This window comes from Halorubrum depositum (assembly GCF_007671725.1).
Taxonomy (GTDB): domain Archaea; phylum Halobacteriota; class Halobacteria; order Halobacteriales; family Haloferacaceae; genus Halorubrum; species Halorubrum depositum.
Genome location: NZ_VCNM01000004.1, coordinates 53,668 through 67,689 on the forward strand (window position 1 = coordinate 53,668; position 14,022 = coordinate 67,689).

The 14,022-nt window shown below is 62.1% G+C and carries 15 protein-coding genes; 2 read left to right on the forward strand and 13 right to left on the reverse strand.

Translation table 11 applies throughout. From position 1 onward, the window contains the following. Nucleotides 1–10 precede the first annotated feature (10 nt). Both FGM06_RS16400 and FGM06_RS15495 read left to right on the forward strand, forming a co-directional pair. On the forward strand, nt 11–133 hold the full coding sequence (locus tag FGM06_RS16400) for a hypothetical protein (RefSeq protein WP_255409719.1): 123 nt from the start codon (nt 11–13) through the stop codon (nt 131–133). 41 nt (nt 134–174) lie between these two features. Beyond that, the gene (locus FGM06_RS15495; protein WP_144800164.1) at nt 175–600 is read left to right on the forward strand and encodes a hypothetical protein; all 426 of its coding nucleotides are present in this window, start codon (nt 175–177) and stop codon (nt 598–600) included. Nucleotides 601–624: 24 nt separating this feature from the next. Here FGM06_RS15495 and FGM06_RS15500 read toward each other — a convergent pair whose 3' ends face one another. From FGM06_RS15500 to FGM06_RS15570, 13 genes are all read right to left on the reverse strand, one after another. Continuing rightward, nucleotides 625–990, reverse strand: a complete 366-nt coding sequence (locus FGM06_RS15500; RefSeq protein ID WP_092635706.1) for a DUF7568 family protein — start codon at nt 988–990, stop codon at nt 625–627. 3 nt (nt 991–993) lie between these two features. Beyond that, the gene (locus tag FGM06_RS15505; RefSeq protein WP_092635773.1) at nt 994–1,485 is read right to left on the reverse strand and encodes a hypothetical protein; all 492 of its coding nucleotides are present in this window, start codon (nt 1,483–1,485) and stop codon (nt 994–996) included. Nucleotides 1,486–1,845: 360 nt separating this feature from the next. Further along, nucleotides 1,846–4,662: an aconitate hydratase gene (locus FGM06_RS15510; RefSeq protein ID WP_092635704.1), complete on the reverse strand. Its 2,817-nt coding sequence runs from the start codon at nt 4,660–4,662 to the stop codon at nt 1,846–1,848. A 174-nt stretch (nt 4,663–4,836) separates the two neighbouring features. Continuing rightward, nucleotides 4,837–7,242, reverse strand: coding sequence for a heavy metal translocating P-type ATPase (locus FGM06_RS15515; RefSeq protein ID WP_092635702.1), 2,406 nt, complete (start codon nt 7,240–7,242; stop codon nt 4,837–4,839). Nucleotides 7,243–7,302: 60 nt separating this feature from the next. Next, a complete protein-coding gene (locus FGM06_RS15520; protein WP_144800165.1) occupies nt 7,303–8,049 on the reverse strand; it encodes a helix-turn-helix domain-containing protein in 747 nt (248 codons plus the stop codon). Between the two features lie 61 nt (nt 8,050–8,110). Further along, nucleotides 8,111–8,395: a hypothetical protein gene (locus tag FGM06_RS15525; RefSeq protein WP_006183450.1), complete on the reverse strand. Its 285-nt coding sequence runs from the start codon at nt 8,393–8,395 to the stop codon at nt 8,111–8,113. Between the two features lie 37 nt (nt 8,396–8,432). Beyond that, nucleotides 8,433–9,095 carry a DUF6735 family protein gene (locus tag FGM06_RS15530; RefSeq protein ID WP_144800166.1) on the reverse strand — a complete coding sequence of 221 codons (663 nt, stop codon included), beginning with the start codon at nt 9,093–9,095 and terminating at the stop codon, nt 8,433–8,435. A gap of 67 nt (nt 9,096–9,162) precedes the next feature. Further along, complete coding sequence (locus FGM06_RS15535; RefSeq protein WP_144800167.1) at nt 9,163–9,543, reverse strand: hypothetical protein; 381 nt, start codon at nt 9,541–9,543, stop codon at nt 9,163–9,165. A 106-nt stretch (nt 9,544–9,649) separates the two neighbouring features. Next, nucleotides 9,650–9,838, reverse strand: coding sequence for a hypothetical protein (locus FGM06_RS16315; protein WP_144800168.1), 189 nt, complete (start codon nt 9,836–9,838; stop codon nt 9,650–9,652). 144 nt (nt 9,839–9,982) lie between these two features. Beyond that, nucleotides 9,983–10,870 (reverse strand): biosurfactant protein 1, encoded by an 888-nt coding sequence (locus FGM06_RS15545; protein WP_144800169.1) that lies wholly within the window; start codon nt 10,868–10,870, stop codon nt 9,983–9,985. Between the two features lie 99 nt (nt 10,871–10,969). Then, complete coding sequence (locus FGM06_RS15550) at nt 10,970–11,896, reverse strand: transcription initiation factor IIB (RefSeq protein ID WP_144800170.1); 927 nt, start codon at nt 11,894–11,896, stop codon at nt 10,970–10,972. 225 nt (nt 11,897–12,121) lie between these two features. Continuing rightward, nucleotides 12,122–13,018 carry a DNA-binding protein gene (locus FGM06_RS15560; protein WP_144800171.1) on the reverse strand — a complete coding sequence of 299 codons (897 nt, stop codon included), beginning with the start codon at nt 13,016–13,018 and terminating at the stop codon, nt 12,122–12,124. A 663-nt stretch (nt 13,019–13,681) separates the two neighbouring features. Further along, nucleotides 13,682–14,011 (reverse strand): hypothetical protein, encoded by a 330-nt coding sequence (locus FGM06_RS15570; protein WP_144800172.1) that lies wholly within the window; start codon nt 14,009–14,011, stop codon nt 13,682–13,684. Between the last annotated feature and the right edge of the window lie 11 nt (nt 14,012–14,022).

The following is a 14,022-nucleotide window of genomic DNA, read 5'->3' on the forward strand; positions in this document are numbered from 1 at the left end:
ATGGTTTTGTATGTCCGCTCCCACGGCCGGAGAAGCCGGAGACGAAGCCGATAATGAGTCTCCTGAAGCTGTTTCTCCTGAGGAGGCACTTGAGATGCTGCCTGACGAAGACGAGTTTGAGGCCGAATTCTAACACTCGCCTTTATTACTCCTGTTTGCTTGCTGTTCGTATAGATGGGCCGACGATACGTCGTGTTCTTTGAGCCAGCTCTGACGAATCTTGATGCGATGGGGAATCATATGGCGACACGGCTGGAAAACCAAATCACGGATTTTCTTGATGCTTGGCGCCCTGAGGCCGCTTTTGCAAAACCGCTGCAGAGTGATTTATGGCAGTTCAAATGGTCTCCTAGAAATGGTAGCGGTGCGAGAGCGTTTTCTGGGTACTTTGCCGGTGACGAACACAACATCGCGCTTGTGCTGGTAACGTTCAAAAAGAATAACGAGGACAAGTTCAATCTCCAACAGAAGGCATTCAATTCTCGTGCAAAGTCATTAAATAGAACACTTGATAGTAAGTCTCCTTCAGATATCGGCACTTGGCTGGAAGACCAGCGGAACAATTCCGATAGAAAAGTTCTCGACGAAACCGATATTTAGCACGGTAAAGGCGGGGATGTCCCCTCAGCGCTCGGCGCCGTACACGATCCTTGAGGGCGCTTCGTACCCACAGTTCCGACACTCGAACCAGCGCTGGACCTTCGCACCGTCAGCCGATTTATCACCGACGACCACGTCACCGTCCAGACACTCCCGACAACTCATCTCGGGAGCAGGTTGGTCGCGGAGAACGTTCCTGAACGCGTTCGCGTCTTTCGTCTCGTACCCCCGCGACCACACTGGGTAGCCGTCGACGAGGATTGCGCCACGCCACTTGTAGCGGTACGAGTCCGGGGCTCGGTGTAGGACAGCCCGAGCGCCGGTCTCGGTATTCCGGTATGCGAGTGTGGGTGTGCGGCTCTCGCGCTTCCAATTTGTGATCCGGGACATCTGTTAGAAGTGGACGTCGGCGGGCACGATCCAGAGCTCCTCGCTCTCCTCCAGCACTCGATCCAGGTGGTCACGGTGACGGATACCGTTCCCATATTCGTTGTACAGGAATATCGTTGGCCCGTCGTAGGCACCGACCTGGTGGAACGCGTGCCGAGCGAGATCTTCGTCGCGCATGATCTCCTCGTTGGAGAGCTCCTCGATGGCCTCTTTCACCCGGTCGAGATTACGCTCGAATTCCTCCTTCGTCGCCTCCCAGCCACGCTCGAGCAGGTCTTCGCCGTCATCGGAGTCGACGGGGGCTGCCGTCGGCAACTCCCCCCATCGTGCCTTCCCCGCAACGGACGTGTCCTCCTCGTCGAAGGTCACATAGTAGTCGAAGACGGCGCCGGCATGTGGGTCCGCGCCGACCAGGCGATCGAACACCGTCTTTCCGGTGACCAGCGCGTCGTCGTGCGTCGATGCCTCTACCAGTGCGTAAATCACCATATGCATCTCGAACACCTCGAAACGCCGACGCATCGGGAGTGATTGCTCGCTCGCTCCTGCTGCGCCGGCACCCATCGCCGGTGCAATAACAAACACGGCTCTCATGAGAACTCATAACTGATGATTGGCATCTGAGGCTGTGTGAATGGCTGAACGTAGTATGAGTGGCTTGAGCTATATTGGGTGTGTGATTGATTAGAACAGAAGGGAACTTTTACGGCTGAATGTGTTTGGAATGAAATGAGGATCGCAACCAAATCGGACTTCTCCTCAACACAGTACTGCTGTTTTCGATTCTAAGTAGTTCCAAATACAAAACCAGATACCTGAAAGCAGTCGATCCTACGCGATTTCACCCGGAACGCGTCACGAGTCGGTCAGAAGTTGCCGAAGCACGTAGTGCAGGATACCGCCGTGTTCAACATATCGCACACCGGCGGGCGTCCCGACCTGGGCCGTCACCGGGAACTCGACCGACGACCCGTCCGACCGCTCCGCAGTCACCGTCAACTCGGCCATCGGCTCCAGCCCGTCGTCCAACCCGTAGATAGCGAAGACTTCTGACCCGTCTAGTCCGAGCGCTTCACACGAGTCGCCGTCCTGGAACTGCAACGGCAGCACGCCCATCCCGACGAGATTGTCCCGGTAGATGCGCTCGTAGCTCTCGGCGATGGTTGCGCGAACGCCGAGGAGGTCGGTTCCCTTCGCCGCCCAGTCACGACTCGAGCCGGTTCCGAACTCCTCGCCCGCCATCACGACGAGGGGCGTCCCCTCCTCGTGGTAGCGCTGGCTGGCCTCGAACACGGTCGTCTGCTCGTCCGTCGGCTGGTGAATCGTGTAGCCGCCTTCGACGTCGTCGAGCATCTGGTTCTCGATGCGGACGTTGGCGAACGTCCCCCGCATCATCACCTCGTGGTTGCCCCGGCGGGCACCGTACGTGTTGAACTCGTGAGGCTCGACACCGTGGTCCATCAGCCACTGCCCGGCGGGGAGGTCCGAGCCGAACGGTCCTGCGGGGCTGATGTGGTCGGTCGTCACCGTATCACCCAGTGTCAACAGACACCGTGCATCCTCGACGTTGGAGACGCTAGGTTTCTCCAGTGGGAAGTCCTTGAAAAACGGCGGTTCCCGGATGTACGTCGAGTCCTCGTCCCACTCGTAGACCTCGCCAGTCGGCGCATCCAACGCCTCCCATCGTTCGTCGCCCTCGAACACGGAGGCGTACTTCTCCTCGAACATCGACGGGTCGACGAAGTCGTGGACGGCTTCGTGGATCTCGTCGCTGTCCGGCCAGAGGTCCGACAGATAGACCGGGTTGCCGTCCTCGTCGTACCCCAGCGGGTCGTGCTCCAGATCGATGTCCATCCGACCGGCCAGCCCGTATGCCACCACCAGCGGTGGGCTGGCGAGGTAGTTCGCCCGCACTTTTGGATGGATGCGTGCCTCGAAGTTCCGATTCCCGGAGAGTACGCTCGTCGTCCAGAGGTCGTGTTCGTCGATCGCGGTCTCAATCGGTTCGGGGAGTGGCCCTGCGTTTCCGATGCAGGTCGTACAGCCGTAGCCCACGACGTTGTAACCCAGGTCTTCGAGGTACGGCAAGAGTCCCGATGCTTCGAGGTACTGGGTGACGACGCGGCTGCCGGGTGCGAGGCTGGTCTTGACGTAGTCCGGGACGTCGAGGCCGCGCTCGACGGCGTTCTTCGCCAGGAGCCCGGCTGCCAGCATCACGGACGGATTTGACGTGTTCGTACAGCTGGTGATGGCGCTAACGACGACGCTCCCGTGCCCGATCTCGATTTCGTTGCCGTCGAGGTTCACTGTAGCGCGCTTCGTGAGGGGTCCCAGATTCTGTTTTTCAGTGTCGCCCGCTTGTTGAACGCCGCCGTCAGTTCGTTCGGCGTCGGTTGGTTCTCCGGTCAACTCGGCCTGGGTGTTGCCGCCCTCTCCGAGCCACCGGGCCAGCGCCTCCTCATCGATTTCATCGAGGGCTTCTTCGAACTCGCCGTGGAGTAACTCCCGGAAGTGGCCCCGCATGTCACCCATCTCGACGCGGGACTGGGGCTTCTTGGGGCCGGCGAGGCTTGGAGTGACTGTCGAGAGGTCCAGTTCGACTGTCTCGGTGTATTCGGGATTCTGCTCGCCGAACAACCCCTGGGCGTCCAGGTAGTTCCGGACGAGTTCGATGTGTTTCTCGTCGCGGCCCGTCAGTTCGAGGTAGTCGAGGGTGGCCTCGTCGACGGGGAACATGCTGATGGTCGAGCCCTGCTCGGGGGCCATATTGGCGATGGTCGCCCGGTCAGGGACGGTCAGCGTCTCCACGGCGGGGCCGTAGAACTCGACGAATCGGTCGACGACGCCGACGTCCCGGAGCAGTTCGGTGACGTGCAGTACGAGGTCGGTCGCTGTCGCACCCTCGGGGAGTTCACCCGTAAGTTTGACGCCGACGACTTCGGGGAGGTTCATCGTGATGGGCTGGCCGAGCATCGCGGCTTCGGCCTCGATGCCACCGACGCCCCAGCCGACGACGCCGATGCCGCCGATCATCGGCGTGTGACTGTCCGTGCCGACGAGCGTGTCCGGAAGCAGCCAGTTCTCGCCGTTCTGCTCGCGTTCGTGGACGACCTGCCCGAGATACTCTAGGTTCACCTGGTGAACAATTCCCGTTCCAGGTGGGACGACGCTGAAGTCGTCGAAGGCGTTTTGCGCCCACTTCAGTGCCCGGTACCGTTCGCTGTTGCGCTCGTACTCCAGTTCGACGTTCTTCTCGTAGGCGTCCTCGCTACCGAAGTAGTCCACTTGGACGCTGTGGTCGATCACGAGGTCGATGGGCACCTCGGGTTCGACGAGAGTTGGGTCGCGGTCCTTGCGGTCGACGGCCGACCGGAGCGCCGCGAGGTCTACGACGGCAGGGACGCCTGTGAGGTCCTGGAGGATGACCCGGGACGGCTGGAACGGAATGTCGGCGTCGGAAACGTCCGGTTGCCAGCCAGCGAGGTCACGGATGTCGTCCTCGGTAATGTCCTCCCCATCGGCGTTTCGGAGGACGGATTCGAGCATGACACGGATGCTAACCGGGAGTTTATCAAGTTCACAGAGGCCTTCCTCTTCGAGGACGGTGAGGTCGGCCATCTTGTAGGTCGTTCCATCGGCTTCGAACTCGCGGATCGCATTGAAGGGGTTCATTATTGTGGAATACTTCAAACGGAGTAACGGTTATTCTTGTCCCCGTTCTCGGGAGACGGGATTCGAGCAGTTGGACCTGCCCGAAGGGGTTCAGAGAGCTCGTTGCTCTCGCGTTCGACGAGTGGTACAGTTCTGCATAAGGTGGCACTGCCTTCCTCGCTAGTGTTCATGGGTTCAGGCACCCGTTTCTTGGCCAGTCTTACTGTCCATGCGTTCAGGCGCGATTCGTGACAACCGCATCGCGTTCCCGGTGACGCCGAGGCTCATCCCCATGTCGCCGACGATGACCGCGACCGCGACGCTCACCAGTCCCAGCGGGACGCCGAGTGCAAGCAGGGCCTTCACGCCGAGGCTCGACCAGATGTTCTGGCGGATCACGCCGTTCGCCGTGTGCGACAGCCCGTAGAGATACGGCAGCTTGCTGATGTCGTCGCCCATCAGCGCGATGTCGGCGGTCTCGATTGCGGTGTCCGTTCCGGCCGCGCCCATCGCGATGCCGACCTCAGCGGTCGCCAGCGCGGGCGCGTCGTTGATGCCGTCGCCGACCATCGCCACGTCGCCGTACTCCGCCTGTAACGCCTCCACGGCATCGACCTTCTCGTCGGGCAATAGTTCTGCGCGATACTCGTCGACGCCGACCTGTTCGGCGATCGCACGGGCCGTCCCCTCGTTGTCGCCGGTCAGCATCACGACGTGCGCGACGCCGAGTTCGTGCAGCCGTGCGACCGCCCGTTCGGCGGCCGGCCGCACCTCGTCGGCAATGGCGATAATGCCGATCAATTCGGTATCCGTGCCGACGAGGACGACCGTCTTCCCCTCATTCTCGAACCGCGAGATCGCGCCGTCCTCGAGGTCGGCACAGTCCTCGCGTTCGCACTGCTCGTGGGCCACTTCGGCGACTGCGCCGCCGTCGGCACGGAGGTGGGCGTGCGACAGGTCGAAACCCAACTCCTCGAAGAGGGCGGGCTTGCCTGCATAGTACGTCTCGCCGTCGATGTCTGCGCTGATCCCCTTTCCGGTGATGCTCTCGAATTTCTCGATACTCGGCACGTCATCGCCGGCATCCTTTTCGGCGCGTTCGAGTATCGCCTCGGCGATTGGGTGTTCGCTTCGCTGCTCGAGTGCAGCCGCGTGCTGGAGTACCGTCTCGTCGTTCGTACCGCCAAGCGCTACGACGTCCGTGACCGCGAGTTCGCCCTTGGTGAGGGTACCAGTCTTGTCGAGGGCGATGGCGTCCACCTCGCCCATCGCTTCGAGGTGGTTGCCGCCTTTGATGAGGACACCGTTCTTCGCGGCACTGGTGATCCCCGACACCACGGAGACTGGGGTCGAGATGACAAACGCACACGGGCAGGCGATCACCAGCAGAGTAAGCCCCCGAATGAACCACGCCTGCCAGTCGCCCGCGAAGGTGAACCCGTAACCGGCTAGGTCCACCGACACCGGATCAGCGATAACCAGCGGCGGGATAGCGGCGGTCAGGATTGCCAGCACGACGACGAGGGGTGTGTAGTAGCCGGCGAACTGGTCGACGAACTGCTCGGACTCGGTCTTCTTCGCCTGTGCGCCCTGCACCATCTCGATGATCTGCGAGAGCGTCGACTCCGAGGCGGCCGAAGTGGCCTCGAACTCGAGGTATCCTTCCTCGTTGATGCTGCCCGCGTACACTTCGTCGCCGGCAGCCTTGTCGACGGGGACGCTCTCGCCCGTGATCGGCGACTGGTCGACTGCACTCTCGCCTTCGATGACCGTCCCGTCGAGCGGAATCTTGTCACCGGGGCGAACAACCACGGTCTCGCCCACCTCCACCTCCTCGGCGGGCACCGTGACTTCCTCACCATCGCGAAGGACGGTCGCCTCGTCGGGCGAGAGTTCCATCAGCTCGCGCAGGGAGTCCCGTGCCCTGTCCATCGCATAGTCCTCGAGCAGCTCGGCGATGCTGAATAGGACGGCCAGCGTCGCCGCCTCGACGAAGTAGCCGATACCGGTCGCGGCGATGATGGCCGTCCCCATTAGCAGGTCGATGTCCAGACTCCGGTTCTTCGCGGAGTAGTACCCGCTACGGACGACCGGGATGCCACTGGCCGCGACGGCGCCGAGGAACAGGACATCTGCGATGTGGAGCGGGTACTCGAGGACACTTGCGATGGCGATGTTCTGTCCTGCGAGGAAGAACTCGAAGAGGAGCCCGACGGTGAGGAACGCCGCGCCGAGCCACGTCTTCTTCGCGCGAGGACTCGTCCAGACCTCCGATGGTGGTGCGATGTCGACGCCATCGGCCGCCTGGTTGTCCTCATCATCGCCCTCGGCGTCCGAGCCCCCGACGACCTCGTAGCCGGCGCCTTCAATCGCCTTGACGACGTCGGCTTCGCTAGTCCGATCAGGGTCGTACGTGACGTTGGCTGTGCCGGTGGTCGGCTGGAGCGTGACGTCAGTAATGCCGTCGACACGCTGGAGGCTCTTGTTCACCTTTTGGGCGCAAGAGGGACAGTCCATCTCGGGAACGGCGAGGCGGGCGGTCAGCTCACGTCGCTGTCCGCCGCCGCTCGTTCCTCCTGCTGCGTCCGGATTCTCTGTCATCACGTCACGGTAGGAGCGGGAGTTCGATATGTCTTTGTTGGAATATTCCAACTACGGCCCTCAGTGGGATGCCAGCCGTTCTTCCGCTACCCGCTCGCCGGCGACATGTTGCTTCGCCAAATGTTCTTCCGCCCGACGGAGTCGGTAGGTGAGTGTTGACCGTGGCACGTCGAGATGCTCTGCGAGTTCTCCAACATCGACCTCGCGGGGTGATTCGTAGTAGCCGTGTTCGACGGCGGCCTGGAGAGCAGCCTCTTGGGCTGGAGGCAATCCACTTGGTGTTCCGTCGCTTCCCCTAGCTGATGTTGTGTCCGCTGTGCGGAGCATCTCCATCTGGGCGCACTCCCCGACGGCGACTTTGAGAGCGTCGAAGAACGCCGCCACGTCGCCATCGCCGGAGTGGATGAGTCGCCACGTGTAGTGGCGGCCCTCGTGACGAGTCTCGAACAGCACGCCGTCGCCGAGGTGGTCGCGAGCGATGTGGGGGACTGAGGCGCAGGTCGGAGTGCGCTCCCAATCTGAGTAGAGGATGAGCGCGTTGTCCGTGCGGTCGAGGACGCGGGTGGTCTGTGTGGCGTTGCAGTCCTCGGTGGCGAGACAGTCAGCGTAGTAGTCGCCGTTGAGAAAGGCGTCCTCGATGGCGTTGAGCGCCTCAGGCGTACCGGTGGCATGGGCGACCCGCCAGAGACGCTCGGCAGTGGCGTGCAGCGAGAGCGAGCGAACGCGAGCGTCGGGGTGGTCGGCGAGGGCGTCCGCCACCCTGTTGCAGCCGGGCTCGTATTCGAGAGCGAAGACGAGTTCGCGCATACCCCGTCTAAGGCCTGCTACGACATAACCCATGGCCTGCAGCGTTATCGACCAGTAGATCTCAGATTACGTCGTCAGGGTCGTGAACTTCCTGCATTCGCTGTGCTTCGGCCGCGTATTGCTCCTGGAGGTCGGGGTCATCGACCATGCCAAGATTGCCGGGTTCAGCATCGACTGCTGCTGTCGTATCTCGGACGTCGGTGAAGGACGTGAGTGCGCGTTCCTTCCGATAGTACTGTTCTCCATCGGGTGTTGCGTAGGTGAGGATGATCAGGTTCTGCTCGTCATCGGAGTACGTCCGTTCGACAAGCCAAACACGAACGTCATCTTCAGACTGATTTGACATACTTAGACATCCCCCGATATCCACTAAGGGATTGGTGTTACGGCTTGCCGAGACTCGCTGTCTCGAAGGGTGATTCTCCGGTCGGAATGAGCAGCTCCTGTCGGTCTCCGACTCGCTCGGCCAGCTTCCGTTTCAGATACTGTCTCGCCGTCGACGGCGTGAAGACGCCCTTGTCGAGCATATCGCCGATGACGTCTTTGAGGGCCGCGAACTGGCCCTGCAGGTGGCCGTCGCCGACCGGCTCGCCGTCGTACCAACGCACCGTCGCGAGCGCACCGTTCCCGACCGTCTCTCCCTGTTCGACTGTCTCCGAATCGTACTGCAGGCCGAACCACAGCGTCCGATAGGCGGTCACCTCGAACGTCGTCGACACCACGAAGAACGCCTCGTGGTGGAGATAGTCGAGATGGTCCGCGACGATCTCGTCGAGCGTGAGCCCGGTGGCGCGGGGCTTCAGCTCCACGACCGTCGACGGCCGATCTTCGCCAGCGAGGTAGCCGTCGACCGCATCTGTCTCGAGGCCATCGGCTAACTCCGCCAGCAGCTGTTTCGCCCACTTGGAGTCGGTGTCTTCGCCACCGAACGGTGTTTCGGCCGATATTCGGTGTTTGAGCTTGAGATTCGCAGCACCCCAATGAGAGTAGTGGAGCGTGTACTGTCCGTCTGTCCGTTCGTACGCAACGAGTGCGCGGTGACCCATCGAGCAATCACCTCACGGGGCGACCGCGACTGGATCGCCCCGCACCCCTCCCGGGGGACGAACAAAGCTACTCGTCGATCGGGTCGGGTGAACTGAGGTCCGCGTGGAGGACTTCGCCGTCGCGAACGACGTACCGCTTGGCCAGGACTGGGAAGCGGCACTTGGTAAATCCGGCTGTCTGGATGTCGAATTCTTCGTTCGGTTCGAGATACTCCGCGAGCGACCGGAGGAACTCGTGGGTGACGATGCCACCGTCGTAGTCAGGAAGTCCGTTCTCACGAGCCTCGTACACTTCGAAGCTGTCGTAGCCCCAGATGATCAGTTCGCCGTCGTCGTCCACCTCCCAGTTGAGCGTCCCGAAGCAGTGGTTCTCACAGAGTTCGCGGACTGCCTGTGGGTCTGTTACGAGCGCGCCGGTCGATGTCGTTGCGGCTTGGAGTATTGCCATGGATTGTTCTCGGGAGCTGTCTCGCGCCCCCGCACCCCTTCAGGGGGCGAACAACCGTTCACGCTGTGACGGCCACAGGACGCTGAGCTGCCGACGCGTCGAGCTGTCAGGATTCTCTGTTGACGTCACCGTCCCCTGTCGTATTCGGTTGGGTGAGAACATCCACCTGCTCGAGGAGCGTCGTCGCGGTGCTAATTCGCTCTCGATCAGCGGGCCCCAATTGGTCGGCGTCGATACTGGAGAGGCTGCTAAGCGCGCGGTGGAGTCGATAGCCAGGGGTGTCTCGTGGGTCCATGTGTGCGCCTCCGCCAATTCTCGGCGCCGAAAAACACCGGCGGGCAGTCAGCAGGTGTGGTATCGTCGGGTGGTCGCGAGCTGGCTTCTGTTAACCAACAACTCCGAGCCGACACCAGGATTGTTGGTTAATTTGACGTTGTCTTTACTGACCGGCTTCGGGTTCGGGCCCGTAGCGTGGCGTGCCGCACCGCTGACAGCCCCACATTGGCTGCCCGGTCCACTCGTCATCGGGGACCGCCTCGAATTCGCGAAAACGATGCTTAGTCTCCCGACCACACTCCCGACACTCGAGGTGAATTCTGTTTGGGCGCTCGCGTCGTGACTGTTCGGTATCAGTTTTGTCAACGGATTCCTGGAGCGAAATCGCTGGCACCAGCCAGAGGTCGTCGTCTGCGTCCTCACGGAGGCTTACAAGACGATCTTCGGAGCGAACCCCACTCCCGGTTTCCTCATAGAGAAACGTCGTGTGCTCGCCGTCGTGACGGGGCTGCGTCGTCTCTGTCCACGCCGTCCGCTCACGAGCAGCCGCGAGCAGCTGATTACCACATTCAGACGTGACTCGTGTCGCCGAGGGGAGCGAGGGCCACTGATCGACAAGCTGTGGGGCCGGTTCCTCGTCGAGATCGTAGATTAGCTTGCAGTCATCGACTACTGGGTCATCATCTCCCTTCGCGAGGAGGGTGGCCGCAGCAGATCCCTTCGCGACGGCGCCGTAGAACGTCGACGCCTCAACGACTATGTGGATGATATGGAGGAGAGTCTGTTCATCAGTCGATGTGTCCTGATCGTCGGCTGCTTCGAGATGGTTGGTGAGACAGAACCGGCACTTCGACTGGCCAGCGGGGATCGACGCTCCACAGGAATCGCACTCGGTCTCACCTTCTGTCGGGTCGTCTGGATAGCCCGCGTCGACGCCACCAGAGCGTTGCCGCCGGGGCTCGCCACTACTACTGGCGAGTTGATCGTCGGGAACGTGGGTCGCTTCGCCGAGCGGTCGGAGGACTTCGTAGTCGGCGTACTGGTCGGTCATAGGGTGATCTGGCCGTATCATGCTTCGTCTTCGGATTTAAACAATGGCTCTCACATCAATCAGACAACAAAATACAACCGAAAATCAGCAGTGTGGGCGTTAGACAGCCAGTTCGTCCAGCGCGTCGCGGTGGGTTCGCACGGTGACCACCGAGACGTTCGCAACGTCGGCGACGTCCGACTGGGTAAGCCACCGTCCGTCTTCGCGCCCGGCCTTGTACAGACAGGCTGCGGCGAATCCGGATGGTCGAACCCCCGTGGTTGCTCCGGTCGATTCGGATGCTTCCGCCAGCTGCCGAGCCCGCTGCCGGATCTGATCGGAGACGTCAAGCTCCGAGGCCAACCGCGGAACGAACGCACTGGGCGTCACGGGTTGGGCCGGCAGGCCAAGTTCCGTATTCAGCGTCGTGTATGCGTTCGTCACCCGCGATTGCTCGACGCGCGCCGACTCGGTGATGTCGTTGAGCGTTCGCGGCCGCCCGTTACACCGACACGCTCCGTAGACACTCGCGGCGGCCATCGCCTCGATTGAGCGGCCCTGCAGGAGGTCCTCGTTCTGGGCACTCCGGAAGAGCTGGCAGGCCTGGTCACGGATCGTCTCGGATAGTTCGAGCGTACTACTGATCCGGCGGACTTCACTGAGTCCGTGTGCAAGGTTGCGTTCGGCTTTCGACTGAAACCGCCCACGCGTCTGTTCACGGCGCATCCGGAACAGCCGGCGTCGCTTCTGCTCGGAGAGGCTGTTCCCGTTTGCATCGGTCCCGTGGCCGATCTCCGTCGACAACCCACGATCGTGCCGCGCTGCCGTCAACGGAGCGCCTGTGCGCTCGCGCTCATCTTCGTCGAACGCTCGCCACTCTGGCCCGTGGTCGATCCGCTGGTCATCGATGACGAGCCCACACTCCTCGCAGATGGTTTCGACTGCGTTGGTAGTGACCCGCCCGTCGCATTCGGGGCACTGGTTAGGGTTCGACTCCGTCTGACCGTCCTCGTCGAAGCTCGTTTCGTAGATGTCTCTGATTGCCATGGATACTCACGAGGGGACTCACGTGGATCGCGTCTCTCGGAGTGCCCCTCACCTATCAGGGGGCACATACACACCACACGGGACAGCGCTGACACTGATGGGCTGCGGTGGCGAAAGCCCGGCCGCGAAACGGCGCGTGAGCGCCGTGAGCAGCCCGGACCGTGGAGGTGGTGGGAGGTGGCGGTGACCGCGTACACACCAGCAAAAAAGGGGTGCGCCGACCGGCTATTCCCACCACCGACCGCGCTCAGGGAACATAATGGTGCTCCACCCAGTGACAGCCAGTGAGACGCGCCCCTCGTACCAGTTCCGGGCTACCTTGTGAATACGCACCTGCTCGCCCTCTTCAATCCACGGCGCATCTGATTTCTCCCAGATCGTCACCTTCGTTTTTCCACTGTCGTCTGCGATCAGCCCGACTTGAGCGATGGCCGGCGAGTCCGCATCCCAGAGTACTTCCACTCGACCCTCGATGCTCACCTCTTTGCGATTGACGTCCTCGAGCTTCCCAATGGGGATCACCGTCCCAGGCGCCGTCTGCAACTCCTCGAACACCCCGACGACTGCACTCGTTAGGTCTTTCCCACCGACGACGGCTTCACCCAACCGCCGGCCAATCGCTGCTCGCGACCAGCCATCCAGCTTCTCCGCCAGTCGCATCGACTGCTTGTTCACCGCCGCCAACTGCTCCTGCGTGAGCTCTGCACGAGGATCGTCTCGCTCCGGGTCAGCCATCGGATTCACGCTCGCTGCCCGCTTCTGGAACTTCACACGCCGCTCAGCGCTTCGCTTCGCTGCGATGTCTCGCGTCCGCTTCGCACGCCCCTCCTGCTGACTGAGTTCTGCCTGGGCACTGATGTGTTCCAACTCGGCCTCTCGTGCCTTGATGCGCTCTTCCTGTTCGAGGGTCTTCCCGAACATGTGATCCGGGCCTTCCTCGACGCGCGCGTCTGGGTGGTTGGAATCGACTTTGGCCTGGACTTCCATGTCGACCGTCGCCCGGAACTCCGGGGTCTCGTCGACGACTTCGAAGCCGTCCTCGTCGATCTCGACGTCATCGTGTTTCTCGAAAGCCTGTTCATCGACCGAAACCTCATTACCGAAGACGTTCTTACTCGACATTGGAGTTCAGCTCCTGAAGGCGCTCACGCGCCCGACACCGCGATGCTACAACATCGCGGATTTCCTCGACGACAACGACCGACAGAACCATCTGCGCGCTCTCGCTCGCGCCTTCGCGAGCGCCCTGTGGGCGCGAGCGAGAGCGCGCCCGAGGCGGACGATCATCCAGCACCGCGCGCCGACCCGCCCGGAGCGAGCGGCCAGCGGGATATGCCCGCTCGTGTCCGGCCCGATGTGCGGGTCCGTGTCCAGGGCGACTGTCGCCGAGAACGCGCGCCGCGGTGTGGCGCGCGACAGCGCAGGCGGCACCAAGCGCTGGAACGCGTAAGCCCGCAAGGGGCGCAACCGACGGGGATACCCGCTGGCGCCGAGGGCACATCCATTTTAGCCCGGAACGGGCGCGGGCGGTGCGGAGAGCGCCCGCACGCCCGGAATGGTCGGTCGCGAGCGACGCGGAGGGCGGAACGCGGCGAGCGGGGCGGGCCATAACGGACACACCTGTCTAGCCGGCCGCGACACTCGGCGATCCAGCTACCGTCCTGGTGGACTCAGAAAGGGCGAGGCCGCCTCGGCCGTCCCCCGACCCCGCAAGCACCGCAGGCACGAGGCGCGCAGCGGTGGTCGCGGGATGCCGAGCGGCCGAGGGCTTTCAGAAACTGTATTTCAATCGTCGTGCTGCGCGTTCAATTCTGTCAGGAACTGGCCGGCTGCTGTCCCGATACGAACACCGTCGACGTTACGCATCTCGAGGTCATGCGTGGCAGTCCGAAAGGGGTGGTGGTCGACGAGGACGCGGTGAACGACGGTGCGGATGGGATCGGTCCCGTACCTGTCGACGACAGTCGCTATCATCTCGTCGAGATGTGCATCCCGGTGCTCCGTCCGGGGATGCTGTGCGCGCTCGAGGATGAGTTCGACCACGTCATCAACTGATGCGTGCTCGGGATTCGTCGTTCGTTCACGAACGTCGTAGAGAGCGTCGTTATCGGGCATTTCTGTTCACT

Bases quoted from the DNA above. Each gene is read 5' to 3' on its own strand.
- FGM06_RS16400 (WP_255409719.1), top strand. From the start codon at position 11: ATGTCCGCTCCCACGGCCGGAGAAGCCGGAGACGAAGCCGATAATGAG.
- FGM06_RS15495 (WP_144800164.1), top strand. From the start codon at position 175: ATGGGCCGACGATACGTCGTGTTCTTTGAGCCAGCTCTGACGAATCTT.
- FGM06_RS15500 (WP_092635706.1), bottom strand. From the start codon at position 990: ATGTCCCGGATCACAAATTGGAAGCGCGAGAGCCGCACACCCACACTC.
- FGM06_RS15505 (WP_092635773.1), bottom strand. From the start codon at position 1,485: ATGCATATGGTGATTTACGCACTGGTAGAGGCATCGACGCACGACGAC.
- FGM06_RS15510 (WP_092635704.1), bottom strand. From the start codon at position 4,662: ATGAACCCCTTCAATGCGATCCGCGAGTTCGAAGCCGATGGAACGACC.
- FGM06_RS15515 (WP_092635702.1), bottom strand. From the start codon at position 7,242: ATGACAGAGAATCCGGACGCAGCAGGAGGAACGAGCGGCGGCGGACAG.
- FGM06_RS15520 (WP_144800165.1), bottom strand. From the start codon at position 8,049: ATGCGCGAACTCGTCTTCGCTCTCGAATACGAGCCCGGCTGCAACAGG.
- FGM06_RS15525 (WP_006183450.1), bottom strand. From the start codon at position 8,395: ATGTCAAATCAGTCTGAAGATGACGTTCGTGTTTGGCTTGTCGAACGG.
- FGM06_RS15530 (WP_144800166.1), bottom strand. From the start codon at position 9,095: ATGGGTCACCGCGCACTCGTTGCGTACGAACGGACAGACGGACAGTAC.
- FGM06_RS15535 (WP_144800167.1), bottom strand. From the start codon at position 9,543: ATGGCAATACTCCAAGCCGCAACGACATCGACCGGCGCGCTCGTAACA.
- FGM06_RS16315 (WP_144800168.1), bottom strand. From the start codon at position 9,838: ATGGACCCACGAGACACCCCTGGCTATCGACTCCACCGCGCGCTTAGC.
- FGM06_RS15545 (WP_144800169.1), bottom strand. From the start codon at position 10,870: ATGACCGACCAGTACGCCGACTACGAAGTCCTCCGACCGCTCGGCGAA.
- FGM06_RS15550 (WP_144800170.1), bottom strand. From the start codon at position 11,896: ATGGCAATCAGAGACATCTACGAAACGAGCTTCGACGAGGACGGTCAG.
- FGM06_RS15560 (WP_144800171.1), bottom strand. From the start codon at position 13,018: ATGTCGAGTAAGAACGTCTTCGGTAATGAGGTTTCGGTCGATGAACAG.
- FGM06_RS15570 (WP_144800172.1), bottom strand. From the start codon at position 14,011: ATGCCCGATAACGACGCTCTCTACGACGTTCGTGAACGAACGACGAAT.